25 protein-coding genes are annotated in these 25,688 nt (G+C 50.1%); 7 read left to right on the forward strand and 18 right to left on the reverse strand.

The features are described 5' to 3' along the window. Positions 1 to 3 precede the first annotated feature (3 nt). The 9 genes from H9Q79_RS08660 to H9Q79_RS08700 form a co-directional block, all read right to left on the reverse strand. Positions 4 to 1,182 carry a S41 family peptidase gene (locus tag H9Q79_RS08660; RefSeq protein ID WP_249329650.1) on the reverse strand — a complete coding sequence of 393 codons (1,179 nt, stop codon included), beginning with the start codon at positions 1,180 to 1,182 and terminating at the stop codon, positions 4 to 6. Positions 1,183 to 1,261: 79 nt separating this feature from the next. Further along, positions 1,262 to 2,182, reverse strand: a complete 921-nt coding sequence (gene ftsX / locus H9Q79_RS08665; protein ID WP_118643139.1) for a permease-like cell division protein FtsX — start codon at positions 2,180 to 2,182, stop codon at positions 1,262 to 1,264. After that, positions 2,172 to 2,855 (reverse strand): cell division ATP-binding protein FtsE, encoded by a 684-nt coding sequence (gene ftsE, locus H9Q79_RS08670; RefSeq protein ID WP_118643137.1) that lies wholly within the window; start codon positions 2,853 to 2,855, stop codon positions 2,172 to 2,174. The genes ftsX and ftsE overlap by 11 nt, the downstream gene beginning before the upstream one ends. 32 nt (positions 2,856 to 2,887) lie before the next feature. Next, positions 2,888 to 3,976: a PucR family transcriptional regulator gene (locus H9Q79_RS08675; RefSeq protein ID WP_249329651.1), complete on the reverse strand. Its 1,089-nt coding sequence runs from the start codon at positions 3,974 to 3,976 to the stop codon at positions 2,888 to 2,890. 160 nt (positions 3,977 to 4,136) lie between these two features. Further along, on the reverse strand, positions 4,137 to 4,964 hold the full coding sequence (locus tag H9Q79_RS08680; RefSeq protein WP_249329652.1) for a YitT family protein: 828 nt from the start codon (positions 4,962 to 4,964) through the stop codon (positions 4,137 to 4,139). 29 nt (positions 4,965 to 4,993) lie between these two features. After that, positions 4,994 to 5,677, reverse strand: coding sequence for a WecB/TagA/CpsF family glycosyltransferase (locus tag H9Q79_RS08685; RefSeq protein ID WP_249329653.1), 684 nt, complete (start codon positions 5,675 to 5,677; stop codon positions 4,994 to 4,996). A gap of 151 nt (positions 5,678 to 5,828) precedes the next feature. Further along, complete coding sequence (locus H9Q79_RS08690; protein WP_118643131.1) at positions 5,829 to 7,943, reverse strand: glutamine synthetase III family protein; 2,115 nt, start codon at positions 7,941 to 7,943, stop codon at positions 5,829 to 5,831. 290 nt (positions 7,944 to 8,233) lie between these two features. Then, entirely contained in the window at positions 8,234 to 9,097 is an 864-nt protein-coding gene (gene fba, locus H9Q79_RS08695) for a class II fructose-1,6-bisphosphate aldolase (protein ID WP_118643129.1), read from the reverse strand. 72 nt (positions 9,098 to 9,169) lie between these two features. Next, complete coding sequence (locus tag H9Q79_RS08700) at positions 9,170 to 10,072, reverse strand: diacylglycerol/lipid kinase family protein (RefSeq protein WP_118643127.1); 903 nt, start codon at positions 10,070 to 10,072, stop codon at positions 9,170 to 9,172. Between the two features lie 189 nt (positions 10,073 to 10,261). On the opposite strand from H9Q79_RS08700, the gene H9Q79_RS08705 reads away from it, so the two are divergent. Further along, positions 10,262 to 10,996, forward strand: a complete 735-nt coding sequence (locus H9Q79_RS08705; protein ID WP_249329654.1) for an SDR family NAD(P)-dependent oxidoreductase — start codon at positions 10,262 to 10,264, stop codon at positions 10,994 to 10,996. Between the two features lie 70 nt (positions 10,997 to 11,066). Here H9Q79_RS08705 and rplQ read toward each other — a convergent pair whose 3' ends face one another. From rplQ to H9Q79_RS08750, 9 genes are all read right to left on the reverse strand, one after another. Next, positions 11,067 to 11,603 carry a 50S ribosomal protein L17 gene (rplQ, locus tag H9Q79_RS08710; protein ID WP_118643125.1) on the reverse strand — a complete coding sequence of 179 codons (537 nt, stop codon included), beginning with the start codon at positions 11,601 to 11,603 and terminating at the stop codon, positions 11,067 to 11,069. 82 nt (positions 11,604 to 11,685) lie between these two features. Then, positions 11,686 to 12,648, reverse strand: a complete 963-nt coding sequence (locus H9Q79_RS08715) for a DNA-directed RNA polymerase subunit alpha (protein WP_118643123.1) — start codon at positions 12,646 to 12,648, stop codon at positions 11,686 to 11,688. 54 nt (positions 12,649 to 12,702) lie between these two features. Continuing rightward, entirely contained in the window at positions 12,703 to 13,296 is a 594-nt protein-coding gene (gene rpsD, locus H9Q79_RS08720; RefSeq protein ID WP_118643121.1) for a 30S ribosomal protein S4, read from the reverse strand. Between the two features lie 20 nt (positions 13,297 to 13,316). Next, a complete protein-coding gene (gene rpsK / locus H9Q79_RS08725; protein ID WP_118643119.1) occupies positions 13,317 to 13,709 on the reverse strand; it encodes a 30S ribosomal protein S11 in 393 nt (130 codons plus the stop codon). Between the two features lie 46 nt (positions 13,710 to 13,755). Further along, on the reverse strand, positions 13,756 to 14,124 hold the full coding sequence (gene rpsM, locus H9Q79_RS08730) for a 30S ribosomal protein S13 (protein WP_118643117.1): 369 nt from the start codon (positions 14,122 to 14,124) through the stop codon (positions 13,756 to 13,758). Between the two features lie 242 nt (positions 14,125 to 14,366). Next, positions 14,367 to 14,480 carry a 50S ribosomal protein L36 gene (rpmJ, locus tag H9Q79_RS08735; protein WP_004604068.1) on the reverse strand — a complete coding sequence of 38 codons (114 nt, stop codon included), beginning with the start codon at positions 14,478 to 14,480 and terminating at the stop codon, positions 14,367 to 14,369. Between the two features lie 147 nt (positions 14,481 to 14,627). Continuing rightward, the gene (locus H9Q79_RS08740) at positions 14,628 to 15,986 is read right to left on the reverse strand and encodes an MATE family efflux transporter (protein WP_118643115.1); all 1,359 of its coding nucleotides are present in this window, start codon (positions 15,984 to 15,986) and stop codon (positions 14,628 to 14,630) included. Positions 15,987 to 16,009: 23 nt separating this feature from the next. Beyond that, entirely contained in the window at positions 16,010 to 16,927 is a 918-nt protein-coding gene (locus H9Q79_RS08745) for a DUF4037 domain-containing protein (protein WP_118643113.1), read from the reverse strand. Further along, a complete protein-coding gene (locus H9Q79_RS08750; protein ID WP_118643111.1) occupies positions 16,924 to 17,793 on the reverse strand; it encodes a tetratricopeptide repeat protein in 870 nt (289 codons plus the stop codon). Before H9Q79_RS08750 ends, H9Q79_RS08745 begins: the two co-directional genes overlap by 4 nt. A gap of 358 nt (positions 17,794 to 18,151) precedes the next feature. Here H9Q79_RS08750 and H9Q79_RS08755 point away from each other — a divergent pair, with 358 nt between their 5' ends. The 6 genes from H9Q79_RS08755 (at position 18,152) to H9Q79_RS08780 (ending at position 25,649) form a co-directional block, all read left to right on the forward strand. Further along, complete coding sequence (locus H9Q79_RS08755; RefSeq protein ID WP_249329655.1) at positions 18,152 to 20,548, forward strand: glycyl radical protein; 2,397 nt, start codon at positions 18,152 to 18,154, stop codon at positions 20,546 to 20,548. A 129-nt stretch (positions 20,549 to 20,677) separates the two neighbouring features. After that, positions 20,678 to 21,463, forward strand: a complete 786-nt coding sequence (locus H9Q79_RS08760) for a glycyl-radical enzyme activating protein (RefSeq protein WP_249329656.1) — start codon at positions 20,678 to 20,680, stop codon at positions 21,461 to 21,463. 16 nt (positions 21,464 to 21,479) lie between these two features. After that, positions 21,480 to 22,670, forward strand: a complete 1,191-nt coding sequence (locus H9Q79_RS08765) for an ethanolamine utilization protein EutH (RefSeq protein WP_118643109.1) — start codon at positions 21,480 to 21,482, stop codon at positions 22,668 to 22,670. Positions 22,671 to 22,683: 13 nt separating this feature from the next. Beyond that, positions 22,684 to 23,331 carry a DUF4125 family protein gene (locus tag H9Q79_RS08770; RefSeq protein WP_118643107.1) on the forward strand — a complete coding sequence of 216 codons (648 nt, stop codon included), beginning with the start codon at positions 22,684 to 22,686 and terminating at the stop codon, positions 23,329 to 23,331. Between the two features lie 428 nt (positions 23,332 to 23,759). Beyond that, a complete protein-coding gene (locus tag H9Q79_RS08775) occupies positions 23,760 to 24,941 on the forward strand; it encodes an iron-containing alcohol dehydrogenase (RefSeq protein ID WP_249329657.1) in 1,182 nt (393 codons plus the stop codon). Positions 24,942 to 25,064: 123 nt separating this feature from the next. Beyond that, on the forward strand, positions 25,065 to 25,649 hold the full coding sequence (locus tag H9Q79_RS08780; RefSeq protein WP_118643105.1) for a helix-turn-helix domain-containing protein: 585 nt from the start codon (positions 25,065 to 25,067) through the stop codon (positions 25,647 to 25,649). Positions 25,650 to 25,688: the final 39 nt, after the last annotated feature.

Genomic DNA, 25,688 nt, shown 5'->3' on the forward strand with positions numbered 1-25,688 from the left:
AGATCAGGAAGCCAAAACTTCCAGCGCCTTGGCAAGCTGTACATCCGTTTCGCTGTCCTCCGGCTGTTCCACCTCCACATCCGGTGTGATTCCCGTTCCGTTGATATCATTTCCCTTCGGCGTATAATAATGGGACACCGTCAGCTTCACCACGCTTCCGTCCGACAGCTGATAAGTATTCTGTACGATTCCTTTTCCAAAAGTCGTCGTCCCCACCAGGGTTCCGATTCCATAGTCTTTGACCGCCCCGGCAAATATCTCCGATGCGCTGGCACTCCCTTCATTTACAAGTACCGCCAACGGAATATCAATCGGCGTCTTACCCTCACAGTCCCGTTCATTCCGGTTGCCATCCTTATCCTCTGTATACACGATTACGCCTTCAGGAAGGATCTGACTCAGGGTGTCGCAGACTCCGTCCACCAGCCCTCCCGGATTATCCCTTAGATCGATGACGAGCTTTTGCATTCCCTTATCCTTTAGCTCCCCATATATTTTCTCGAACTGTGAAGAAGTCACGCCTGTAAATTCTGTGATCTGAATATAACCGATCTGGTTTTCCAGCATCTCCCCCTCTACAGATTTCATTTCCACCGTTTCTTTTGCAATCTCTACCGTTACCGGCGCATCACTCCCTTCCCTGGTCAATACCATGGTGATTGCGGTATCTTCTGACTTCTGGATCAGCTCCACTGCCTGGCTGCTGGTCATCCCTTCTGCATTTGTGCCGTTGATGCTTTCAATCACATCACCGGCCTTTACCCCGGCTTTCGCGGCGGGGGAATCCTCCATGCAGTCGATCACCTGAAGCTTTTGATCCTCACTTCTCTGCACAATTGTTATCCCAATACCGATAAAAGCGCCATCCTGTGCCCTCTTGATTTTCTCATATTCTTCCTGGGTATAATACGTTGAATACCGATCCCCGAGACCTGCAACCAGCCCCAGGAACATGTAATCTGTCTGCTGCTGTTCGTCCACCTCTCCCAGATAGTGCTTTTCAATCAGGCGTTCAATCTCCTTGATCTTTCTCTGAGCCTGGAAACTGTCCGGCTTGCCCGGCGCGCCGCCCAGCGGCAGCCACATGGCCACGAAATACAGAACCGCAACCACCAGGCAGGTAACAAGAACACCTTCCAAAAAATATTTAATGCCGAAGCTCTTGTTCTTCCTTTCCTCCATATCCACACTCCTTCACGATTTCAGTCATTATAAAGGACAAAGGACGGAGGGATATCCCTCCGTCCCAAAAAATTTCTCTTCAGACCTTCAGATGCTTTCTGATTGTGAACAGACTCCCTACAAAACCGATGCCCATACCGAGTATCAATCCCACCGGAAGCAGAATCTGAAACACCTGATTGACAGGCAGCAGGCCGTTCATGAAATCCTGCAGCACGCTGAATTTTGTAAGTATATACTGTACCGCCTGATTATACAGGAAATACAGGACCGTCAGCGGGATAGCCGCGCCGACCAGGCCGATCAGGATACCTTCCAGGATAAATGGAAGCCTTACGAACGTATTCGTAGCTCCGATCAGCTTCATAATTCCTATTTCTTCCTTTCGTACTGAAATGCCCACCGCGACTGTATTGCTGATCAGGAAGATGGACACCGCCAGCAGGATCACGATGATAATCACCGAAACAGTTGCAATCAGCTTGTTGACCGTGGACAGGGTGGCTGAAGCCTGCTGCGACTGGTTGACATCTCTCACGCCTTCCAACCCTTTGATGTAATCCACCAGCTCGTTCTGTTTCTCGATCTCATTGACATAAACCTCATAATGAGCCGAATTCGCCAGCGGATTATCCTTGTTCGCCTTGAAGCCCTCCGCCGCCTCTGTATTGCCTTCAAAATACTGCTCTGCATAGGTTTCCCATGCTTCGTCCGCAGAAACGTAATTGCATTCTGTCACAATATCCGTCCGGTTCCGGATCTCCTGGCCAATGGTATCAATTGATGCCTGATCCAGCCCTTCATTAAAAAATACTGTAATGCCCACGTTGGTTTCCACATTCTTCAGAATGTAGGTAAAGTTAATGATCAGCGCAAAGAACAAACCAAACAGAAAAATACACGCGCCCATGGTCGCAATGGAGGCCAGTGAGAACATCTTGTTTCTCCAGATATTCTTAACGCCCTGCTTTGCGCTGTAGCCTATTGTACTAATCCTCAACGTAGACACCTTCTTTTTCGTCGCTTATAATGACGCCTTTCCGCAGGCGGATCACTCGTTTTTTCATCGCATTCACGATTTCCTTGTTGTGAGTCACCACCAGCACAGTGGTTCCACGTGCGTTGATTTCTTCCAACAGTTTCATGATCTCATTGGAGTTCTTCGGGTCCAGGTTACCGGTCGGCTCGTCGGCCAGCAGAATGTCAGGACGGTTCACCAGAGCTCTGGCCAGGGCCACCCTCTGCTGCTCGCCGCCGGACAGCTCCTTGGGCCTTGAACGGTATTTGTCCGCCAAACCCACCAGAGTCAGTACCTCGGGCACTCTTTTCTTGATCACCCGGTTCGGCTTCTCAATCACCCTCTGGGCAAACGCCACGTTTTCATAGACATTCCTGTCCTTCAGCAGACGGAAATCCTGGAAAACCACGCCGACGCCCCTGCGGTACTTGGAGATCTTCCTCCGCGGAAGCCTGTTCAAGACCTTTCCATTAACAGATATGGTGCCGGACGTCGGATCAAGCTCCTTCAGAAGCAGCTTAATCAGCGTTGACTTCCCGGAACCGCTGTTGCCAACCACAAAAACGAATTCCCCTTTGTCAATGTGTAAGGATATGTTATTAATGGCCGGCTGGCCCTTATCATAACTCTTACTAACACTGTCTAAAGTTATCATTATTTTCCTCCTGTAGCATTTTCAGAAACCCTTTAGTAATCCAGGGTCTCCATATATTTCATATATCTTACAACCATCAGGGCAATCTTGAAGGTAATCGCATCCTCAAATACCCGGAGGTCAAGGCCGGTGCTTTTCTGAAGCTTATCCAGCCGATATACGAGCGTATTTCGGTGAATGTAGAGCTGTCTTGACGTCTCAGATACATTCAGGTTGTTCTCAAAAAACTTGTTGATAGTAGATAAAGTCTCTTCATCAAAGTCATCGGGAGACTTATTCGCAAATATTTCTTTAATAAACATCTTGCACAGCGGAATCGGCAGCTGGTAGATCAGCCGCCCGATACCCAGAGAACTATAGGCGATGATATCTCTGTCATCAAAGAAAATCTTGCCCACATCCAGGGCCATCCTGGCTTCCTTATAGGAACGGGACACCTCCTTCAGTTCCTTGACAATCGTTCCGTAGGCGATGTGTGTTCTCTCTTCTCCGTCTCTGCCCACCACATCTAAAATTGAGGCGGCGATCTTATTGGCCTGGGCGTAATCCTCCCCCGGAGCCAGTTCTTTCACGATGATGATGCTCTTCTCATCCACAGCAGTGATGAAGTCGCCGGATTTGCTGCCAAACAGGTTCTTGATGTTCTCCAGCGTACCCTGGTCTCTGTCCGGGCTGGCTTCCAGTATGAATACCACCCTCCGCACGTCCACTTCGATGTGCAGCTTCTTGGCCCGGTTATAGATATCAACCAGCAGCAGATTGTCCAGCAGCAGGTTCTTAATAAAATTGTCCTTGTCAAAACGCTCTTTATACGCTGTCAGCAGGCTCTGAAGCTGGAAGGTTGCCATTTTCCCCACCAGAAAGGTTTCGTCGCTGTCACCCTTTGTAATTAATATGTATTCCAGCTGATGCTCATCGTAAACCTTGAAAAACTGATAATTCTTCATGGTCTGGGATTCTGCCTGAGACTGGGCAAAATTCAGTATTTCGGATTTGTTGATCTCTATTTCCGGGAAGGTGGATACCAGTACTTTACCTTCCACGTCCAAAACTCCCATATCCATCTTGGAAATGTTCTTTAACCCTTCAATCGTGTTCTGCAGAATTTGGTTTGATATCATATTAACATCCCTTCCTCAGTATATAGTTTGAATTAACACTCCGAACTACCTGACCTCTTTCGTATATTAGAACCAGGCTGAATAAAGTCCATTCTCATTTTAATACAAAATGCACAAAAAGAAAAGGGGAAATTCTGTGAATTTTCTGCTTTTTTCCCTTTCACACCTGCTGATTACCAGAAAATCCTTCCCCCAGCACTTCTCTCGCATCCAAAATGATCATAAAAGCTTCCGGATCGATTTCCGAAACGAATTCCTTCAGAGCATGGATCTGTTTTTTCCCCACTGTGCAGAACAGCATATCCCTCCGGACACCGGAATACATGCCCCGGGCCGGGATTCCCGTCACTCCCCTTGCCAGCTTATGCAAAAGGATCTCTGCGATCTCCTCCGCATGGTCACTGATAATATATGCAGCTTTGGCAAAATTCAGCCCTTCCAGCAGCATATCCGTAACGCGGGCTGTGATTACGATGGCCACAACCGCGTAAAGCGCTTTTTGAAGGCCGAACACGCCAGCTCCCGTCAGAACCACCAGGCCGTCTAAGACCTGCAGGATCTGAGCCGCCGAAAATGCCGGCAACGCGCCTTTCAGCAGCACCGCCATCATATCTGTTCCTCCTGTGGTCCCTCCCGCAGAAAAGACAAGGCCCAGGCCGGCTCCCTGGAATACTCCGCCGAACAGCGCGGACAAAAACACATCACCGCCCGTCACTGATAGTTCAGGTACCGCCGCCAAGAATACAGAAAGGGCAGCCGCCCCAAACAAAGCCTTGCTCACAAAGCGGAAACCTTTTTTCCGGATCGCCGCGAAGAACAGCGGCACGTTCAGCAGCGCAGACATCAGCCATATGGGCAAGCCAGCCAGGTCCCTGATCACGATCGCCAGGCCCGAAAAACCTCCTGTCACAAGATCAGCAGGAACAAAGGCACAATTAATGGCAAAGGCCATCAGCAATGTTCCCGCGGCAATCCGAATATACTCCATAACTACTTTTCCCTGTCTGCTGTGCAACACTATTCGTTCTTCCCTTCCTTAAACCTCGCGGCCAGGCGCCGAAAGGTAGTTTTCTTTAATAGTGTGCTCCACCAGCTGACTTTTAGTCCTGCTTCATTCTGTATATTCGGATGTTCGCCCAGGCTCAACCATATTTTTCCATTAATCTTCTGACGGTTCTCCAACAGGAACTGATCCTGCCTGCATCCCTGCAGGCCGCTGATAATGACATCCGGAGAAACGCTGTTGATCTCGTTCACCAGATGGTCTATGGACGTGTTCTCATCGGCTACGTCCGCCGTCTCTCCGGCAATGGAAATTCCTGGATATGTATCCAGAAGATATCTCCTGAGCCCTTCCACTTCCTCTCTGCTCTCTCCCAGAAGGAATATCTTCAGATCCTGGCTGATCAGATACCAGAACAGCCTTGCAAAGAATTCATTCTCCTCCACTTCCTCATAGATCTGCCCGCTGTTAATACCCGCGGCCTCCAGTACCTCTTTTTCCCCCGGAACGCTCATGTCCAGTTCTTCCAGATATTCCTTCCACCTGGTATTCTCTTCTGTGAGCAGCAGCATATTCATGGTTATAATGCCGACTGTATCCAGGCGATCGTTCTGAATAAATTCAATAATCCGTTCCATTGCCGATTCCACATTCAGATAATCCAGCCGGACCCCCATAACACTGATTTTATCACGCATAAGCTCATCTCCATCTCAATCACAATACCTTCAGCTGACATATCATTAAAACTATCTCTGCCGGCTGAAGGTATGAATGGATTAAGTATATCAGACTCTGCAAAAAAATGCAACTGCACAAAGGCAGCTGCATTTTCCTCAGACTATTCTATTATACTTCAAAAATCAGATCACCGTAGGACGGCATCGGCCACATTTCCTTATCCACTATCATTTCTAGTTCATCCACCGGGACCCTCAGTTCCTCCATGGCCATGACAACCTTCTCATGATAAAATTTCGCCTGCCTTTTACCCTCTTCCATGGCATTTGCCTTGGCTTCGGCCTCAATCAGCGCATTCAGCGATTTCTGTGTCTGTTTCAGAAGAGCGCTGGTTTCTTCTAACAGTTTCTTCTGGACAGTCACCTCATTGACACCCGCCGCTTTTACTGCATTGATGGAATCCGCCAGAACCTTTGTATATTTCACCACGGCCGGAATGATCTGCTTACTGGCCATATCGATCATGGTCTTTGCTTCAATATTGATCGTCTTAGTGTAATTCTCGTATTTCACTTCCTCCCGGGACTCCAGCTCCGCTTTGGTGAACACGCCGAATTTTTCAAACATCTTGACGCTTTCCTTCTTTGTCAGTTCCGGTATCGCCTCAACCATGGAGCGGATATTCGGCAGTCCTCTTCTCTCCGCTTCCGCTACCCACTCGTCTGAATAACCGTTGCCATTGAAGATGATCCTCTGGTGCTCACTGAAGTTTTTCTTAATCAGGTCGTGTACCGCCTCATCAAAATCTTCAGCCTTTTCCAGAATATCACAGGCATCGCTGAAGGCTTCCGCCACGATGGTATTCAGGACGATGTTGGGTCCGGCGATAGAATCCCGGGAACCGACCATGCGGAACTCAAATTTATTGCCTGTAAAGGCAAAGGGCGAAGTTCTGTTACGGTCAGTGGCGTCTTTATTCAGATCCGGCAGGCTTTTAACTCCTGTGGTCAGCTTGCCGCCTCTTATACTGCTGGTCGCCACCCCGGTGCTCACCAGCTGCTCTACCACATCCTCCAGCTGTTCGCCCAGGAAAATAGAGATAATAGCAGGCGGCGCCTCATTGGCTCCCAGCCTGTGGTCATTGCCCGGATCTGCCGCTGACTCTCTCAATAGCCCCGCATGCCTGTCAACTGCCTGAATGATGCAGGAAAGCACCAACAGAAACTGGATGTTTTCATGAGGCGTCTTGCCTGGGTCCAGCAGGTTGATGCCGTCATCCGTTGTGATGGACCAGTTATTATGCTTGCCGGAACCATTCACGCCCGCAAAGGGCTTCTCATGGAGCAGGCATTTCATACCGTGCTGGCAGGCAACCCGTTTCAGCGTCTGCATCACGATGTGGTTATGATCCACGGCCACATTGGCTTCTGCATAGATCGGAGCCAGCTCATGCTGGGCCGGAGCCACCTCATTGTGCTGAGTCTTGGCGCTTACGCCCAGTTTCCAGAGCTCTATATTGACGTCCTTCATAAAGGAAGCGATTCTCTGGCGGATCGTCCCAAAATAATGGTCATCCATCTCCTGGCCCTTGGGCGGCATCGCGCCAAACAGCGTGCGGCCGCTGTAGATCAGATCCTTTCTCTGCAGAAATTTCTCAGCGTCCACCAGGAAATATTCCTGTTCAGGTCCTACGGACGGTGTCACCTTCTTTGAAGAGGTGTTGCCGAACAATCTCAGCAGACGCATGGACTGCTTATCGATGGCTTCCATGGAACGGAGCAGCGGCGTCTTCTGATCCAGCGCTTCGCCCGTATAGGAACAGAAGGCCGTCGGAATACAGAGAGTCGCGCCTGCCGCATCCTGTCTGACAAACGCAGGGGAAGTGCAGTCCCATGCGGTATAACCTCTCGCCTCAAAAGTAGCCCGCAGCCCGCCTGAGGGGAAAGAAGAGGCATCTGGCTCACCCTTGATCAGCTCTTTTCCCGAAAAACTCATCAGGACTTTTCCGCTGGGCAGCGGAGCAGTGATAAATGCATCATGCTTTTCAGCGGTAACGCCTGTCAGCGGCTGGAACCAGTGGGTATAGTGAGTCGCGCCTTTTTCAATCGCCCATTCCTTCATCTCATGAGCGATCACATCTGCTGTTGCCAGATCCAGATCGCCTCCTTCTTCGATGATATCCTTCAGCTTCTGATAAACCTTTTTCGGAAGGCGTTCCTGCATGACTGTGTCATTGAATACATTCTCTCCGAAGATTTCCGCCACATTCACATATTCTCCCATTTTCTTCTTCCTTTCTCTGCCTTATTTACGCATGCACCCCGTCTCTGAAAGAGAAAAGGGCATTCCACACCACACTGTAGAACGCCCTTGTCTAACATACGTATATCATATGGAATTATTGTTAATTACTTTAACCGCTATTAACATACCGCAAAACAGAAAAAAATGCAAGTAAATTTTTTTAAACAAATCACATTTCGTGTTTTTTAATAAAAGCCCCTTTATATTCCAAAAGATTTAAACAAAGCGCACAAAATGTGTTACAGAACATGCCAGGGCAGCAAAAGCGGTCAGGCTTTTCCGACGGAACCAAACAGCTCCATCTTCTCCTTCACAGTCGCCTTGATAGCCTCAGTGCCCGGGAGCAGCAGCTTCCGCGGATCAAATCCCTTGCCCTGCTTGTCCTTGCCCGCCTCAATATACTCACGGGTGGCAGCCGCAAATGCCAGCTGGCACTCTGTATTCACATTGATTTTGGAAACGCCCAGATCAATCGCCTTCTTAATCTGGTCGCTGGGAATACCTGTGCCTCCGTGGAGTACCAGCGGCATGGCGCCTGTCAGCTCCTGTACGGCCGCCAGTGTCTCGAAGCTCAGCCCTTTCCAGTTCGGAGGATATACGCCGTGGATATTGCCGATGCCTGCAGCCAGCATGTCCACACCCAGATCAGCGATTCTTTTGCATTCCTGCGGGTCAGCGCACTCGCCCATACCTACGACTCCGTCCTCTTCACCTCCGATGGAGCCTACCTCTGCTTCCAGCGACATGCCTTTCTCCGCGCAGATTTTTACCAGCTCTTTCGTCTTCTCCACATTCTCCTCGATGGGGAGATGAGATCCGTCGAACATAATCGATGAAAATCCGGCTTCAATGCACTTATGGCATGCTTCGTAGCTGCCGTGATCCAGATGGATCGCGACCGGAACCGTGATCTTCAGTTCTTCCAGCATTCCTTTTACCATGGCCACTACGGTCTTGTAGCCTGTCATATATTTCCCCGCGCCCTCAGATACACCCAGAATAACCGGTGAATTCAGCTCCTGAGCAGTCGTCAGAATCGCTTTCGTCCATTCCAGATTGTTAATGTTGAACTGGCCTACTGCATAATGGCCGGCTTTTGCCTTCTGAAGCATTTCCTTCGCTGATACTAACATAGATCTTCCTCCTGAATTAATTTTATCACTTTATTATACTCTATCTTACCCCGGGTTGGCAAGGGCACGGCGTTATTTCTTATCAGGATTCAGCAGCATTGTCAGCGCCCGTCTGCAGTTCTCTATCCGCACGAAGGAATAGGCTCCTCCGCACTCCCCGTCCAGCGTCCACGCGATCACCTCCATAGCTTCAATACTGATCCGGTCTGTCTTAAAGTTCTCAATCAGATCCGTGCGGTCTTCTCCCGACAGCAGGGAAGAAATGATTTCATTCAATTCCAGTGGGTTCTTCGGAGGATGGATCAGCGTGACCTCAAACAGCCCGTCATCCATCTCCACATCCCTTCCCGTGATATTTTTAAATCCTCCCACCGACCGGGCATTGGTCACCATCCCGTATATGAATTCTCCTTCAAACTTCCTGCCGTCCCCTCCGTCCACCTTCAGCCAGTAGGTCGGCACATTAAAAATCCTCTTCGTCGCCTCTAAAACGTAAGCCAGATGCCCCAGGACATTCTTCAAATGCTGGTCTGTCTCATAGGAAACATCCGTAAACAGCCCAAACGCCGCAATATATATAAAGTTCTTATTATTAAAAGCACCTACGTCATAAGAAAACTGGCTGCCCTCCATGATATCCCTGGCTGCCTGTACCATATTTTTGGAGATCTGCAGGCTGTTGGCAAAATCATTGGTGCTTCCGGCCGGGATATATCCCAGCGGGACAGCCGCCTCTGCCTTCATCAGCCCGGAAACTACCTCGTCAAGAGTCCCGTCCCCTCCGCTGCAAACGATCAGCTCCACGCTATCCGCGTATTCCGTTACTATCTCAGTGGCATCTCCCGGCCCCTGAGTCGGCCGCGCGATAACTTCATATCCGCCTTTCACAAAAACGTCTATGATGTCCAGAAGCTTCATACGGATCTGTCCTTTACCCGACCTGGGATTAAAGATAAATAAGAGCCGCTTTTCCATATTATTTCTCCTCATATCTGATCATGTGTTCATTTTACAACAGAGCGGCAAAACATACAATATTTTTCTCCCGAATGCTATATGTCCGGGGCTGCCTTTTCATTTTGGGGTCTGGATTTTTCTGTCTTTCCCTATTATACTGGTATCAGACCGGTGTTTTCTATTGCCGGCACGAACAGAGGTAGATCTATGGATAACAGAGAATACATCATGATTACCGGAGCTTCCCATGGTATTGGCAAGGCTGCAGCTTTTGCCTTTGCCCAGCACGGGCACCGGGTGCTGGCCGTATCGCGTAATCTGGACGGCGGGCTGGATAAGCTGCAACAGGATATTCAGGAAAAATGGGGAACGGAATGCCTGATTCTGGCCGGGGATATAGGGGAAGAGACTTTTGTGCAGGAGCTTTTTGAAGTTCTTTTGGCTCATGGACGGCTGAAAGCCCTCATCAATAACGCGGGGATTTCACATGTGGGACTGCTCCAGGATATGAGTCTGGAACAATGGAACCGGCTGTTTCAGACAAACGTCACGTCTATGTTCCTGACCTGCCGGGCGGCTGTCCCGGTATTTCTTGCACAGGGGGCAGGAAGTATCGTGAATGTCTCTTCTGTGTGGGGAAATGCAGGGGCCTCCTGCGAAACAGCTTACTCGGCCACCAAAGGTGCGGTGAATTCTCTTACACGCGCGCTGGCCAAGGAACTGGCGCCAAGCAGAATCCGTGTGAATGCAGCGGCTTTCGGAGCGGTTGATACTTCTATGAACCAGTTTCTCTCTCCTTCCGAACGGGCGGCTCTCACGGACGAGATCCCCATGGGCCGGTTCGGCACTCCGGAAGAAGCTGCCGGCCTGCTGTTAGATTTGGCGCTGAACCATCCCTATCTGACCGGACAGGTAATCACCATGGACGGAGGATGGCTGTAGAGCCATTAACGCTAAAAGGGCCGCCGCAAATTATTTTGCGGCGGCCCTTCAATGAATTATCTGCTCAGGCTTATACCAGCTCGATCAGAACCTCCATAGCGGCATCACCTTTACGGGGTCCGATCTTCACGATACGGGTATATCCGCCGTTGCGGCCTTCGTATTTCGGCGCAACTTCATCGAACATCTTAGTCACCATATCGATCTGTTTGGTATTTTTTTTCTTGCCTTTATTGGAGGCCGGAACTTCTGTAACCGGATAGAAAACCTTCATCATCTGACGTCTGGCATGGAGTCTGGAAGCGTTATCCTTCTTGATCTCTTTCTGCACTTCGTCATATACGGTAACTTTTTTTCCGTCTTTCACTTCTTTGACGCGTTTGCCGTCTGCATCTTTTCTCGCAACCTTCGCAGTTACGGTCACGGTCTCGTAATTATCTTTCTCACGGACAGCCATGGCGATGATGCCTTCAGCGATCTTGCGGATCTCTTTTGCCTTAGTCTCTGTGGTGCGGATTTTACCATGATATAACAGATTGGTTACCTGGTTTCTTAATACTGCTTTTCTCTGGTCAGAAGTTCTTCCCAGCTTTTTATATCCTGCCATTTTATTTTCCTCCATTTGTGGAACGGAAAACCACGCTTCTTCGGTCTTACTGATCTCCCGCTTTATTCTACAAATCTATCCTTTACTGCTCGTCTCCGGGACTCAGCTGCAGCCCCAGCTCTTTCAGCTTTGCAAGAACTTCTTCCAGAGACTTGCGGCCCAGGTTACGGACCTTCATCATATCCTCAGAAGTCTTGTTGCACAGCTCTTCTACTGTATTAATGCCGGCGCGCTTCAGGCAGTTATAGGAACGCACGGAAAGCTCCAGCTCATCGATGTTCATCTCAAGAACCTTTTCTTTCTCATTGTCTTCCTTCTCTATCATAACCTCTGCCGTTTTAGCGTTCTCTGAAAGGTCAATAAACAGCTTCAGATGCTCGCTTAAAACCTTGGCAGCCAGACTCACTGCCTCGTCCGGATCCAATGTACCTTTTGTATAAACATCCAGTGTCAGTTTGTCAAAATCAGTGATCTGACCGACACGGGTGTTCTCCACCGTCAGATTCACACGCTCAACCGGCGTATAGATAGCATCTACCGCGATCACGCCAATCGGCATATCTTCCGTCTTTCCCTTATCAGCGCTCACATAGCCGCGTCCCTTGGTAATGGTCAGCTCCATATATAACTTGCTGTCCGGACCGCCGTTCAATGTGGCGATCACCTGATCGGGGTTCATGATTTCAATGTCCTGATCCACCTGGATATCGGATGCTTTTACCACACCTTCGCCTTCAAATTCCACATATGCGATCTTGGCTTCATTCGTCTCGCTGTTGTTCTTGATGGCAAGGCTTTTCAGATTCATGATGATTTCTGTGACATCTTCCTTTACTCCCGGGATAGAGCTGAACTCATGCAGGACCCCTTCGATCTTCACCTGGCTCACTGCCGCGCCGGGAAGAGAAGAGAGCATGATCCTCCGAAGAGAATTACCCAGGGTCGTTCCATATCCCCGCTCTAACGGTTCTACCACGAATCTGCCGAACTTCTTATCTTCAGAAATCTCCGTAATCTCAATTTTCGGTTTGTTAAAATCAAACACCTACAAGCCCCTCCTTTTGGGAAATTGTACTATCGAGGGTTACGTCACTGCTGATTACTTGGAATACAGCTCGACGATAAGCATCTCATTTACAGGAACATCGATCGCATCACGTGCCGGAACCTCTTTTACGGTACCCTGCAGTGCTTCCTGATTCACATCCAGCCATTCCGGAGACATGCGGCCGCCTGTCACTTCCAGAATGTCTTTATAACGCTGAGAGCCTTTCTTGCTTTCTTTGATTTCAATCACATCACCCGGCTGGGTCAGGTAGGACGGGATGTTCACCTGCTTGCCGTTCACTGTCACATGCTTGTGATCAACGATCTGTCTCGCTTCCCTTCTGGTCCTTGCGAAGCCCATACGGAAGACAACATTATCCAGACGCTGCTCCAGCATAGCCATCAGGTTCTCACCTGTCTGTCCGGACATCCGGTCGGCTTTCTTGTAGTAATTGCGGAAAGGCTTCTCCAGAACGCCGTAGATGAATTTTGCTTTCTGTTTTTCTCTTAACTGAAGTCCGTATTCGGACACCTTTCTGTTGGCACGTCTTAACTGACGTGTGGATTTCTTATCAATTCCCAGATATACAGGATCCAGACCAAGGGATCTGCATCTTTTCAGAACCGGTACTCTATTTACTGCCATTACAATGACCTCCTGTTTGATTAGACTCTTCTACGTTTGGGCGGGCGGCAACCGTTGTGCGGTACCGGCGTCACATCACAGATACTGGTAACCTCAAGTCCACATGCGGACAGAGCGCGGATTGCTGCCTCACGTCCTGAACCAGGCCCTTTTACAAATACGTCTACGGTCTTCAGACCATGAACCAGTGCTGCTTTCGTAGCAGTCTCTGCAGCCATCTGCGCTGCATAAGGAGTAGATTTCCTTGAACCTCTAAAGCCCAGGCCGCCTGCGCTCGCCCATGAGAGAGCATTGCCTTCGGCATCAGTCAGGGTAACAATCGTGTTGTTAAAGGATGACTGAATGTGTGCCTGTCCACGTTCAACGTTTTTCTTGACACGACGTTTCGTCGTTTTCTTCGTCACTTTTGCCATAATAAAAACTAACCTACACTTTCCTGATAATTAATTGACATTTACCTTATTTCTTCTTATTAGCAACGGTTCTCTTCGGACCTTTGCGGGTTCTGGCATTGGTCTTGGTCTTCTGTCCGCGAACGGGAAGTCCTTTTCTATGCCGGATTCCTCTGTAACAGCCGATCTCCTGCAGACGCTTGATGTTCATCGCGATCTCACGTCTCAGATCACCTTCCACAGTCTGTGTCTCGTCGATCACGGCAGCGATTTTCTTAACCTCATCGTCTGTCAGATCTCTCACACGGGTATCCGGGTTCACACCTGCCTGCGCAAGAATACGATTGGAAGAAGTTCTTCCAATTCCGTAGATATAGGTCAGACCGATCTCTACGCGTTTGTCTCTTGGTAAATCTACACCAGCTATACGAGCCATGTACGTTTCCTCCATTTACTGATATTAATATTTTCCTAATTGGGATGCCGGTATGACGCATCCAGCCGCATGCTAAACGGCCTTTCTCTCTCCCTTTCCAATGGAAGGAACTGGAAAGAGTATTAAGCAATATTATAAGGCATGCGGTGCCTTGGCACACATGCGCGGAGGTATCCTGACGCAGCCAGTCAGGTCTCACTTTATAATATTAACAGTACATAAACATTCAGGATAATGAGGGCTCAACCCTGACGCTGTTTATGCTTTGGATTCTCACAAATGATACGGATACTTCCTTTTCTTTTAATAACCTTGCACTTTTCGCACATCGGCTTAACAGATGATCTTACCTTCATGTGAATCCTCCTTTCTTAAGTCTAAGGCTTAATTCTGCTTGTATTTACGGGATTTCTGATGGGTTAGTCAAAAACCCGCGCACAAAAGTTCGTTTTATAGTATAACACTACGGCTCCTGGAATGCAAGCAAAATTTTCTTATTTATCTTATGTGTTTTTACCGTCCAGCAGGGCGGATGTTTTCCACTTCCCAAAGCGGTAATAGAGAACCATGGACAAGCAGGAACAGATCCAGGTGATGGGGAACACCAGTATTATCTTTTCTATGCTGTCAAAATAACAGAGTAAAATGCGGAGGACGATCAGCCGCACGCCGCACATGTTGATCAGAAGTATGACCATGGGCGGTGTGCTGTGGCCGGCTCCCCGGATTGCGCCCGCGATCACTTCTACGATTCCGTAGAGGAAGTAGAGCCCATAGGCTGCGCAGCCGAGTTTCGCACTCAGTGTTATAATCTCCGGATCACTTGAGAACAGACGGAACACCTGCTCCGGGAAAATCAGGATAAACGCACTGATCGTGACTGTGATTCCGATGACCATGAAGATCGCCGTCCGTGCTCCCTTTTCCGCCCGCTCCACATTTCCCGCTCCCAGGTTCTGTCCAACAAAGGTCGTGTTGGCCTGTCCCATGGCCCACTGGGGCAGGTACAAGAAACCTTCCGCCTTTACATAGGAAGCATAAGCTGCCATGGAATTCACTCCCAGTATATTGATCTGTGTCTGCACCATCAGGTTTGCAAACGTAATCATCATGGAACGGACCGCCTCCGGTATGCCAATCCGGAAAATCGCTTTTGCCATCCCCGGCTCGATGGTCATCCTCCTCAGCTCCAGCCTGTAGTCCTGCGGCAGTCTGCAGATGCACCTTATGGTCAGCACCGCCGCCAGGCTTTGGGAAAATACTGTTGCCAGACCCGCTCCCGCAACGCCCAGTTGAAAGACACAGATAAAGAGGGCGTCTGCCGCCACATTCACAATTCCTCCCAGCAGCTGGCAGAGCATGGGAGTCCGTGAATTTCCCAAAGCCCTTAACACACCGGCGCTCATATTATAGCTGACGATGGACAGAAGGCTCAGCATGTAAATCCTAAGATATGTAGACGCAGGCACCTGGATATCCGCCGGAATCTTCAGCAGCTTCAGGATATAGGGGCAGAGCACCCAGCCTGCCACAGTAATGATCAGGGACAGCAGCAGGGTCAGCCCAGCGGCCGTGTGAACCGTCCCTTTAATTTTCTTATTCTTCTTCGCACCATAGAACTGAGCCGTCAAGACGCCTACGCCCATACCCAATCCATTAAAAAATCCGATGATGCAGCTGACGACCAGACTGGTAGATCCAATGGCCGCCGACGCAGACTTCCCCAGAAAATTACCCACAAAGATAAGATCCACCGTATTGTATAACTGTTGGATCAGGCTGCTCCCCAGCAAAGGCAGGGCGAATCTGAATAAACCTTTTGCGATCGGCCCTTCTGTCAGACTGCTTCTCTTTTCCGCCATCTTCTTAATCTCCTGTCTTAGTCTTAGATTTGTGGCATATTTCTGATTCTCTGTTCCTGGATTCTATCCAGGATCTGTTCGCAATGGGCTTCCAGAAATGGGTCTGTCTCATCTGACAGACCTTGCCTCTGAAGCTCCGCGGCCACAATGATACAGATTCTCTCAATGATCCCTTCCGTCTCTTCTCCGGCCTGCGCCTCCGCCAGCTGTCCGAATAGTCCGTATGCTCTGGGAAGAACCGGCAGTTCCCTGATTCCCCGGTACATCCATTTATAATAGGGAGCATAGGTCCGGTTCAGAAGATAGACCATGGACAGTCCCGCTTTGACGAATTCAGCCAGAGCCAGGCCCGCCGCGATTTTGTCCTTCCGTTTCCAGCAGCGCATGTAATTGTACTGTCCCGCCTGCCCCATGGCAGCGGCTCTTACCGCAATCCGTCTGATGCGTATATCTTCCGGGCACTCATAGAGCAGATGCTTTCGGACCTCCGTAAAGCTTCCCAGCGGATCCCAGTATACCATGCCGTTCACTGCAGTCGCCAGACTGGATTCCGGTACCCGCAGCCACTCTTCCAGTCTGACTGGCCCTCTGGAATACCCGGTGTATTTACTGTACCAGGTCTGTGTGCACAAAACACCCACCCTTCCCTTGCCGCGGCTCGTCACCTCTCTGGCCGGATATCCCGCGAATATTCCCGGCAGGCTGTCGTAGGCCTGCTGCACTTCCCTGCCATATTTCAGGTAATCCGCCCCATCCAGCCAGATACAAAAAGAAGGGCCAAAATCATGGTCAGCTGAATATTTGTCATCAAACCCAAAGCACTCAGACCCTTCACCCGCCAGCCCGATTGCCATCCGGTCAAACAGTTCAGGAAACCTTCGCTCCAGCATTTCTCTGCCGCACGCCTCATAGTAGGACCGGGACAATTCCAAACCCTTCATATGGCCGGCTCCTTTCCCAGCTTCCCGCAGACCCGTGAAAGATTCTGGCAGGCGGTCTCATATTCGGCATTCCTTCCAAAAAACCTTTCCGTGTATTCCGCTGCTTTTTTAAAGGAAACGGCTGCTTTTTCATACTGGCCAGATTCATATTCCAGCTCGCCCAGCATATTCACTGCGGCGGCATAGTGTACATTTTTCGCATCATCCAATCCCTCAAAGATTCCCAGTGCCTTTTGGATGCACTGATATGCTTTATCCTTCTCTTTCATCCGGTGATACAAGGTGCTCAGATTTGTATATGTCACCGCAACCTCATGGCCGCGTCCAGGCATATTCCCGATCAGAGGCAGCGCCCTCTCCAGATGGGCGGCAGCCAGGGACAGCTGTCCCAGCTCCTGATACGCGAGTGAAAGATTATTATGGGCGCTTGCGTAAGCATAGGACTGCCGGTCTCCCAGCTTTTCATGGATCTCCAAAGCTTCCTGAAAAAGGGCGACGGCCTGTTCGTGCGCCCCGGCCAAACGGCAGGTCCCGGCCATATTATTAATAGAAGTAGCGTATTCCACCGTATCCCTGTCTTTTAATTCCAGAATAATCTCCTGAGACTTTCGGAAAGCCTCCATCGACTCCTGGTACCGGCTGGTCCCCCGGTAAAAGGAGCCCAACTCATTATAAACCATGCAGCGCATTGTCCTGTCTGCCCCATCACCTTCTAACTGCCGGGCACAATCTGTCAGAAACTTCTCGACTTGATTCCCGTCATGAGTCCGGTACCTGATTCCTAACTGATGATAAAATTCCCCGGCATCCCAATCAGCCACCTGTTCTGCCGGCAATCGTCCAGTTTTCATTCGCTCTTCTTCCATTAGTCCTCCTTCTCATTCTCCATAGTGTCATCCCCAACCCGCCCCAGGAAAATTTTTTCATATAGTTTAAATATTTCTTTATCTTCCCTTTCTGATCCCCAAACTTTCCATCTCCCGTCTCAGGCAACTGACAATTTCACAAACAGTATGAATATTTCCTGATATTTGCTGGATTCTAAGGGTTTTTCCCAATTTTCCTCCTGGTCTTATTTTCCAAAAAAATTCTCTTTAAACGCGCCAAAAGTATTGCATTAATATCAACGTCATTGTATAATAAAATCACACTATAGGCAACTATTATTTGCATAAAGAATAAGATATACCCATTACATTTATTATTATCTTTAGGAGGTGTCACATGGAAAAAGCTTATCTAACCAGAATTGAAGCTTTGAGGAAACAGTATTTGGATACCCGTGTAGACATGGATGTCTACAACGCCAAATACCTCACCGAGGGTTTTAAAGAGAGCGAAGGGGAACCCTGGATCATTCAGAAGGCAATCGGATTTCAGCATCAGTGCCTCAAGAAGAACATTTTCATCCAGGACAATGAACTGCTGGTAGGCGGCGCTGCCTTCAAGCCACGCGCCGGGATTCTCTGCGCGGACAGTTCCTGCTCCATCCTCGACCGTGAGCTGGATACGATCAGTACCCGCAAATTTGACCCCTTCTTCTTAAGCGAAGAGGGCAAAAAAGTGTTTAAAGAAGAGGTTTCCGACTATTGGAAAAACAAATGTTTACTTGACCGCTGGAAAAAGCTTGCGCCGGAAGACATGTGTACCCTGCGGGATAACGGCATGATCTATATCGACCGAAAGGCTGTCCGCGGCTATGGCGAGACCACTCCCGACTGGCCGATGATCCTGTCCAAGGGTGTGGGCGGAATCAGAAAAGAAGCGGAGGAAGCTCTGGCACAGCTGGATGATTCCCATGTGGGAGATCTGGAAAAAATGTTTTTCTACAAAGCCGAAATCATCGCGGCCGACGCGATTATCGCCCTGGCACACCGCCATGCAGACCTGGCAGAACAGATGGCCGCAGAGTGCAAGGATGAAAAACGCAAAGCAGAGCTGCTGAAGATTGCCGAAGTCAACCGCTGGGTGCCGGAACATCCGGCGCGCACCCTGTATGAGGCGCTCCAGTCCATGCTCACTTATGAGTATGCTATTTACATGGAGCAGAACGCTTCCTCCTACAATCTCGGACGGATCGACCAGTATATGTATCCTTACTACAAAGCCGATCTGGACGCCGGCAGGATCACACCAGATGAGGCCCAGGAGCTGTTTGACTGCATGTGGATCAAGATCGCGGAGCTTTCCCTGTTCCAGGACGAAGTGACCGCTCAGTTTGCAGCCGGCTACTGTATTACGGTTCAGGTCTGTGTCGGCGGAATTGACCAGTACGGCAATGACGCCACCAACGACGTTTCGTACATGGCAATTCAGGCTACACAGGATGTCCGTTTCAAGGAGCCGAACCTGTCCATCCGGTACAATATCTCCAAGAATCCTGATTCTCTGCTGAGAAAAGGATGCGAAGCCATCCGCGAAGGGCTTTCCATGCCAGCTGTCTATCATGACGACGCCGGAATCCGTATGGTCCTGAACAAGGGCGTGCCCCTGTCAGAGGCCTGGGATTGGAATCCCTGCGGCTGTGTGGAGACCAACCTGGCCGGCCGCATGAAGCAGTATACGGATATGGCGGATATCAATATGGGCGGCATTGTTGAGATGGCTCTCAACAACGGTGTGTCCCGCATCACCGGCAAACGGTGCTCCGTTGAGACCGGTGATCCCAGGGATTTCAAGACCTTCGAGGAGTTTTACGAAGCCATCAAGACCCACATCCGCTACTTTGTAGATGTGGTCGTTTCCGGTAACCAGCTGCTGGATTATCTGAGCATGAATTACCGTACGGTACCCGTTCTGTCACTGGGCTATCACGACTGCATGCTCCGGGGCATCGACTATTCCAACGGCGGCGCTAAGTACAACTGCGGCGGCGGCGTCATCACGGTAGGGCAGGCTGATATCATCAACTCCATCGCGGCTGTCAAGTACCTGATCTATGATGAGAAAAAGCTTACCATGGATGAATTGCTAAAAGCCCTTGACGCTAATTTTGAAGGCTACGAAGACGTCTATCAGATGTGCATGGACGCCCCCAAATACGGCAACGATGACGAACGCGCAGACTTCTGCGTAGGGGAGACCTTTACTTATGTAACTGATATCTTTGAGAAATACAATACCAAGTTTGGCAAAATGACCACCGGCATGCTTCCTGTATCCGGCAATACCCCCATCGGCGCTTGGGTCGGCGCGCTGCCTTCCGGCCATTATGCCGGAACGCCTCTGACAGACGGCATCGGCGCTACCGGCGGAACAGATGTGAACGGGCCTACCGCACTGTTGAAATCTGTCAGCCATATTCCACACGCGCGGTTTACTCAGGGAACACAGCTCAATATGAAGATCGAGCCGGCGATCCTGAAGGGTGAAGAGGGACTCCGCAACATGATGAACATGTTAAAGACCCAGTGCACGCTGGATATTTACCATTCACAGTTCAACGTGGTAGACAAAGAGACCCTTCTGGACGCCCAGGCGCATCCGGAAGCGCACCGCGACCTTTTGATCCGTGTTGCCGGATATACAGCTTTCTTTGTAGAACTCGGCAAAGAGGTGCAGGACGAGATCATCGGCCGTACTGAGATTTCTTCCTGGAGCGGTGGCTGCTGCGGCAGATAATCCATAACAGTTCAGCCTTCCGGCTTTACTGTCACAAATTATCTCATCTTCTGGCTTAATACAGACAGGAAAGGGCTTCCGATAAATTGACAGAAGCCCTTTCCTATTTCATGAAAAAGGAATATTATTATGATGAATAATAACTACGAAGGACACGACCTGAAGGGAACCATCCTCCGCTTAGAACGCAGCTCCATATACGACGGGGACGGCTACCGCACCGTCGTTTTCATGAAGGGCTGCCCGCTCCGCTGCCAGTGGTGTTCCACACCCGAAAGCCAAAATTATAAGATCGAAGAGGCAGAAGGAAATACATACGGCAAAATCATGACTGTCGAAGAAGTGCTGAAGGAAGTCCGCAAGGACATCCCGTTTTATTTCCATTCCGGCGGCGGAATGACCATATCGGGCGGCGAATTACTCAGCCAGGCTGAATTTGTCCGGTGTCTTCTCCAGCGCGCCCGCTGGGAGGCCATCGACACTGCCATTGAAACCACGCTTTTTGGGGATTGGGAGACAGCCGAACCCATTCTGCGGGCTTCCAACACAGTATTTGTGGACCTGAAAATCACAGACGACGAGAAGCACAGGGAATATTGCGGCGTTTCAAACAAACGGATTCTGGAAAATCTCAAAAGAGCCGGAACCATGAACGCAGACTACAGGCTGATCGTCCGCACGCCTTTGATCCCGGGAGTCAATGACTCTGAGGCAGAACTGGAACGGATTGGCCAATTCTGCGCACAGCTCACGAACCTGCATCACTTCCAGCTTTTACCCTATCACCGGCTTGGCACTGATACTTACCGCAAGCTGGGGCGCCCGTACCTTCTGAAAGATTTGCGCGCCCCTTCTGCCGATCACATAGAATGGTGCCGGGAAATTACCGGAAAATATGTCAAGACTGTGATTTAAAAGGAGACTCTGTATTATGGAAATATTAACCTCTTCCCTGCAGGAGTTCTGGTCCACATTTTCTCTCAGCAAGCTGATCATGCTGCTCATGGTCATTTTTATGATTGTCGGCGGCATCGATAAAATCCGCGGCAACAAGCACGGATACGGAGAACGGTTTGACAGCGGATTTCAAGCGCTCGGTGACCTGGCGACCGCGATGATCGGCATGATTGCCCTGGTTCCGGTGATTAAGATCGTTCTGGGCAACATTTTGGGATCATTTTTCAGCATGATTGGCGCCGATCCCTCTCTCTTTGCCGGAATTGTCCTGGGCATGGATCTGGGCGGCTATCCTCTGGCCATGGAGCTGGCCCGTTCAGAAGCAGTCGGTCTATTTACAGGCATGATCGTGGCGGCAGTCATGGGCATCAACGTGGTGTTCAATATCCCGGTCGGCATGGGAATCATTCAAAAGGAAGACCATCCCTATATGGCTACCGGCATCCTAATCGGCTTCGCCACGATCCCTATTGCCTGCATCGCAGGCGGCGGGGTCATGATGGCCTCCGGCTTTGAACTGACCGCCGCTGATATACTGTTCAACACCATTCCAGTCGCGGTTGTATCCATCCTGATCATTCTGGGGCTGATATTCGCCCGGAACAAGATGCTGAAGGGATTCATTCTCTTCGGAAAAGGCGTGACCGCGCTGGTGACCTTCGGAACTATGGTAGCCGTATTCCAGTATCTGACCGGAATCCGTCTTCCCCTGTTTCACGTGATGGTAGAGCCGGACGCCAGCGGCGTCATTCCTCTGCTGGACGGCATCCAGGTGGTGGGCGGCATCGCCCTGGTACTGCTGGGCGCTTTCCCCATGGTGACTTTTATCACTCGCAAATTCAACGCGCCTCTCCAAAAGCTGGGCAAAAAACTGGATCTGGACGAGCACAGCATCGCCGGGCTGATCGCCAACCTGGCGAACAATATCCTGACTTTCCAGCTTCTGAAAGATATGAGCCCCAAAGGGAAGATATTCAACTGTGCCTTTACCGTTTCCGCCGCCTTCCTCCTGGGCGATCATCTGGGCTTCGCCGCCAACGCCAACCAGCAGATGATTGTACCCATGCTGGCGGCAAAGCTTGCCGGCGGCATCACTGCCCTGCTTCTGGCCTCCGTTTTATGGAAGAAACTGCTTCCGGGGCCCGAGACTGTAAAATCGAATTAGAAAAGGAGTTTTCATGGAACGAGACGTAAAAAAAGAATATACCGCTTCCATCATTCGCATGGAATGGGAGCTCTTTGACAAAGTACAGAACATCGGCGGACGGGCCTCTTGCCAGGACCAATGGTCTACCTTCCAGATCATGCGTTCCAGCCAGCTTCTGGCTTGGACGCCTGAACTTTTAAGCAGCTACCAGAACGACCTGCTGGAAGCCAAAGCCGCCGGGCGGAACCCACTCAGCGAGAAATACGGCTATATGATGGAGCGCACCCGTCCCGAAGAGTATGAAGGAATCCGGCATCTGCTGCCTCCGCCCAATGAAACCAAACGCAGCCTGGCTGCATCCATCTGCCAGACCCAGGTTTCCTGGCAGGAGGAGCTCGCTGACCGATGGCCTTACCTGGCCCACCGGGGACGGGCCATCCATTCCCGGGAGGACAGTTCCCGGGTCACTTCCTTTGAGACCTACCTGTGGGGAGAGCTGCAGACCTATTCCGAAAGAACTCTCAGGCTTTACGCCAGTTATGTGGAGGAATTGAAGCAAAAAGGCGAAAATCTCAATCAGCTCATCCTGGAACATACTGTCACACAATACGGATACCACACTCTGGACGAGGCTGAGGTCAGCCTGAAAAACGCTCAGTCTTCCCCGGCCCATCATTGAATCGCAGAACGCGCGCAGCATTTTATGATCCTAAAAGCACAGCAAGTCCCACCAGCCAATCCTCTGACTGGCGGGACTTTTTCTTTGGCTTATACGAAATATTTTCCTAAAATATTTCCTATAAGCTCTTGTAAATCCGTCATTTCCTGGTATAATAGAAGAAAAATATTCCTAAAAGGAAATAGCAAGGAAACTCTGTGGCAACCCTTGCGGCGCTCTGCAACGGCCCCGGACCCGAACAGCTTCACCCAACAATAGGCCGTATCTCCTGCAGAGCAGGACAAAGCGGTACAGGCTGATCTTTTCTCACCGCCCGCAATTTCACCCGTTGTTCATGCACACGCGCAGGATGTGAACTGCTGCAGTCACGTTTGGCTCTGCAGCGTGTGTATAACATAACAAAAACTATATGAATGGAGGAAACACAAATGGACAATTTTACTTTCTACAGCCCGACCTGGTTCCAGTTCGGAAAAGACGCAGAGGCTCTGACCGGCGCATGTGTTAAGAAATTCGGGGGCAAAAAAGCGCTCCTGCACTACGGCGGTGGTTCTGTAGTACGTTCCGGACTCCTGGACAGAGTAAAAAAATCTCTGGATGCAGAGGGCATCTCCTACGTTGAACTGGGAGGCGCAAAGCCGAATCCTTTAAGCGGAAAGGTTTATGAAGGCATCGAGCTGGCACGTAAGGAAAAAGTAGATTTCGTAATCGGCATCGGCGGCGGAAGCGCCATCGACTCTTCCAAGGCCATCGCCTTTGGCGCACTCTATGATGGAGATTTCTGGGACTTCTATGACGGAACACAGGGACAGGTTCAGGAATCTCTGCCGATCGGCGTCGTCCTGACTCTGGCGGCTACAGGAAGCGAAGCTTCTACCGACGCTGTTATCACCAACGAAAACGGCATGTACAAGCGCTGCGCAGACGGCGATGTGCTTCGTCCGAAATTTGCTATCATGAACCCTGAACTGACCTGCACACTCCCGCCCTATCAGACTGCCAGCGGCGCATTCGATATGCTGTCTCACTGTATGGAACGCTATTTCAGCCATACGCCGGAGGTTGAGTTCACAGACCGCCTGCTTGAAGCCTGCATGCTGACCATCCTGAAGGAAGGAAAACGTGCGATGCTGGAGCCAGATAACTATGACGCACGCGCAAACCTGATGTGGTGTGGAACTATTTCTCATAACAACGTAACCGGCGTCGGCCGTGCGCAGGATTGGGGCACCCATCACATGGAAAATGAGCTGTCCACCCACTACGGATGCTCTCACGGAGCCGGACTCGCAATTCTGACCCCGTCCTGGATGAAATATGCGATGAAGACCCAGGGAACCGAGCGTTTTGTAATGTTCGCCACCCGGATTTTCGGCTGCCAGATGGATTATGAACATCCCGAAGCAACAGCCCTGGAAGGCATCGAGCGTCTGCAAGTATTTATTAAAGATGTCCTGAAGCTGCCCACCACGATCAGCGAGATCGGCGGTAAGATGGAAGATGTTCCGGAGCTTGCAAGAAGTATGTTCCACGGCGCTCCGAACCACGGTAACTTCGTGAAGCTGACACCGGAAATTGCGGAAGAAATCTACCGCGCCGCCATGGAATAATCAATACAAGCAGAAATACATAAGAAAACGCTCCTCCGCAGGGGGACTATAAGATCTGCGGAGCGCCCGGACGGGCGCTCCGCATGTAACATTCAGACCTATTTTAAGCAAAAGGCGGGTAATATGGAAAACAAACAGAAAAACCGCGGCGCTCGCCTAAAAGCCTGGCGTCAGAGCAGAGGATTAAAATTAAAGGATTTAGCTGCCCGGACAGGTCTTTCCATCGGTTTTTTAAGTAAGATTGAAAACGGTACGGGAAATCCTTCCGTTGATAATATTCAGAAAATCTGTTACGTGCTGGGAGTGACTCCCAACGATCTGCTGACCCAGAAAAGCGAAGAAGAGCTGTTGATCCACGTCTACCAGAACAGCTCCTATGTCCTGCGAAGTTCGGAACGCTGCCTGCTCTATGATTTTTCGGGAAGCGTACGCCTGGAATCCATTTTCGAAGGAAATTCCAATTTTAAAGTAAATGTCATGACGCTGACCGGCGGAGCCCAGGAACAGTACAGCGCCATGCATAGCTATGATGAACTGGGGGTTGTCGCAAGCGGCTCCATGTCCGTAACCTTTGAAGACGAAACAAAATATATCCTGAATCCGGGAGACGCGCTGATGGTCCGCGCTAACCAGCATCATACGGTGGCTTGTGCCTCCGAAAAAGAATGCGTCAGCTACTGGGTGGAAATCTCCAGTAATAACGGCTGAACTCCGGCATCCAGAAGCATTATAACTATAGAAACAGAA

This window comes from Wansuia hejianensis, assembly GCF_014337215.1.
Lineage (GTDB): Bacteria > Bacillota > Clostridia > Lachnospirales > Lachnospiraceae > Scatomonas > Scatomonas hejianensis.

What these genes read in the sequence shown, in the direction of transcription:
- H9Q79_RS08660 (WP_249329650.1), bottom strand. Translation starts at nt 1,182, where the DNA reads ATGGAGGAAAGGAAGAACAAGAGCTTCGGCATTAAATATTTTTTGGAA.
- ftsE (WP_118643137.1), bottom strand. Translation starts at nt 2,855, where the DNA reads ATGATAACTTTAGACAGTGTTAGTAAGAGTTATGATAAGGGCCAGCCG.
- H9Q79_RS08675 (WP_249329651.1), bottom strand. Translation starts at nt 3,976, where the DNA reads ATGATATCAAACCAAATTCTGCAGAACACGATTGAAGGGTTAAAGAAC.
- H9Q79_RS08680 (WP_249329652.1), bottom strand. Translation starts at nt 4,964, where the DNA reads ATGGAGTATATTCGGATTGCCGCGGGAACATTGCTGATGGCCTTTGCC.
- H9Q79_RS08685 (WP_249329653.1), bottom strand. Translation starts at nt 5,677, where the DNA reads ATGCGTGATAAAATCAGTGTTATGGGGGTCCGGCTGGATTATCTGAAT.
- H9Q79_RS08690 (WP_118643131.1), bottom strand. Translation starts at nt 7,943, where the DNA reads ATGGGAGAATATGTGAATGTGGCGGAAATCTTCGGAGAGAATGTATTC.
- fba (WP_118643129.1), bottom strand. Translation starts at nt 9,097, where the DNA reads ATGTTAGTATCAGCGAAGGAAATGCTTCAGAAGGCAAAAGCCGGCCAT.
- H9Q79_RS08700 (WP_118643127.1), bottom strand. Translation starts at nt 10,072, where the DNA reads ATGGAAAAGCGGCTCTTATTTATCTTTAATCCCAGGTCGGGTAAAGGA.
- H9Q79_RS08705 (WP_249329654.1), top strand. Translation starts at nt 10,262, where the DNA reads ATGGATAACAGAGAATACATCATGATTACCGGAGCTTCCCATGGTATT.
- rplQ (WP_118643125.1), bottom strand. Translation starts at nt 11,603, where the DNA reads ATGGCAGGATATAAAAAGCTGGGAAGAACTTCTGACCAGAGAAAAGCA.
- rpsD (WP_118643121.1), bottom strand. Translation starts at nt 13,296, where the DNA reads ATGGCAGTAAATAGAGTACCGGTTCTGAAAAGATGCAGATCCCTTGGT.
- rpsK (WP_118643119.1), bottom strand. Translation starts at nt 13,709, where the DNA reads ATGGCAAAAGTGACGAAGAAAACGACGAAACGTCGTGTCAAGAAAAAC.
- rpsM (WP_118643117.1), bottom strand. Translation starts at nt 14,124, where the DNA reads ATGGCTCGTATAGCTGGTGTAGATTTACCAAGAGACAAACGCGTAGAG.
- rpmJ (WP_004604068.1), bottom strand. Translation starts at nt 14,480, where the DNA reads ATGAAGGTAAGATCATCTGTTAAGCCGATGTGCGAAAAGTGCAAGGTT.
- H9Q79_RS08740 (WP_118643115.1), bottom strand. Translation starts at nt 15,986, where the DNA reads ATGGCGGAAAAGAGAAGCAGTCTGACAGAAGGGCCGATCGCAAAAGGT.
- H9Q79_RS08745 (WP_118643113.1), bottom strand. Translation starts at nt 16,927, where the DNA reads ATGAAGGGTTTGGAATTGTCCCGGTCCTACTATGAGGCGTGCGGCAGA.
- H9Q79_RS08750 (WP_118643111.1), bottom strand. Translation starts at nt 17,793, where the DNA reads ATGGAAGAAGAGCGAATGAAAACTGGACGATTGCCGGCAGAACAGGTG.
- H9Q79_RS08755 (WP_249329655.1), top strand. Translation starts at nt 18,152, where the DNA reads ATGGAAAAAGCTTATCTAACCAGAATTGAAGCTTTGAGGAAACAGTAT.
- H9Q79_RS08760 (WP_249329656.1), top strand. Translation starts at nt 20,678, where the DNA reads ATGATGAATAATAACTACGAAGGACACGACCTGAAGGGAACCATCCTC.
- H9Q79_RS08765 (WP_118643109.1), top strand. Translation starts at nt 21,480, where the DNA reads ATGGAAATATTAACCTCTTCCCTGCAGGAGTTCTGGTCCACATTTTCT.
- H9Q79_RS08770 (WP_118643107.1), top strand. Translation starts at nt 22,684, where the DNA reads ATGGAACGAGACGTAAAAAAAGAATATACCGCTTCCATCATTCGCATG.
- H9Q79_RS08775 (WP_249329657.1), top strand. Translation starts at nt 23,760, where the DNA reads ATGGACAATTTTACTTTCTACAGCCCGACCTGGTTCCAGTTCGGAAAA.
- H9Q79_RS08780 (WP_118643105.1), top strand. Translation starts at nt 25,065, where the DNA reads ATGGAAAACAAACAGAAAAACCGCGGCGCTCGCCTAAAAGCCTGGCGT.